The 1,083-nt window shown below is 77.7% G+C and carries 1 protein-coding gene; it reads left to right on the top strand.

Features of this window, described 5'->3' with window-relative positions; genetic code table 11:
- The coding region (locus tag AC51EU_RS30705; RefSeq protein WP_496270362.1) for a hypothetical protein at positions 1 to 1,083 on the top strand (1,083 nt) is incomplete at both ends.

Raw genomic sequence — 1,083 nt, 5'->3', positions numbered from 1 at the left:
GAACTGCACGGCGGATGGGTCCGCGCCGGCTGGCGGCTGCGCGCCTGGGACCGCGACGACACCGCCGCGCTGCGCGGCTGGGTCGCCCTCTTCGACGCCTGGTCGCTCGCCCGCCCGGCACCGGCCGGCGCCTCCCCGGCGGGCGTCGCCGAGGTCGTCGAGGCGGTACCGCAACTGCTGTCCCTGCTGCACCTGTCGGCCGGCCCGGTCCGGGTGGCCGCCCTGCTGGACATGCTCGAACAGCGGGTCGCGGAACTGCGCACCGAGCGTTGCGAGGTGCCCTACGGACCGCCCGCCGACACCGAGGGCGAGAGCACGGCGAGCGACGCCGCGGGGGCGTCGCTGGCCGTACTGCTGGCCTGGGCACTGGACGCGCTCGCCACGGTGGGCGCGCTGGTCGCGCCGGACGGTGCCGGCCACGGCGCGTACGACGACCACGAGGCGCAGCTCACCGCGCTGGGCCACTGGGCGGTGTGGATCAAGCTGGAACGGATCTGCGTCGCCGCCCAGAGCCCGGCGGGCAACATCGAGCAGTCCGCCGAGGCGATGCTGCGCGGCTGCGCCCGGCTCACCCCCGGCCCGGCCAGGACCGAGTACCGCGCCTGGCTCGCCGCCCGCTCCGCCGGCACCGCCGTCGAGGAACTCCTCACCGTCGCCCGCGGCGAGGACGCCCTCCTGCGCGGCCTCGCCTTCGAGGCCCTGCGGGTGGTCGGCGCCCCCGCCGAGGCCGCCGTGCGGACCGCCGCCGACGACCAGGCGCTGCGCCCGTACGCGCTGCTGTGGCTGGTCGAGCACGAGGGCGGCGACCCGGAGACCGCCCAGGACGTCCTCACCCGCGAGGAGTCGACCTGGCTGTGGGTGGACACCGCGGCCGCGGTCGCCGACCACGGTGACGGGCAGCTGCTGGTGCGGCACCTCGACTCCGCCGTGCAGGGCTCGGTGCCGCGGCTGCTGGAGGAGGTCCGCGCCGTCGGGCACCCGCGCACCGTGCAGGTCCTGGTGGCGCTCGCCGCGGCGCACCCCGACCCGGCACTGGCCAAGGCCGTGCGCCGGGCCGCGTTCCAGGTGCACACCGGCGGGGCC

Source organism: Candidatus Streptomyces philanthi, from assembly GCF_059553635.1.
The sequence above is the reverse complement of the archived record's forward strand: the minus strand, read 5'-3'. Positions and strand labels throughout refer to the sequence as shown.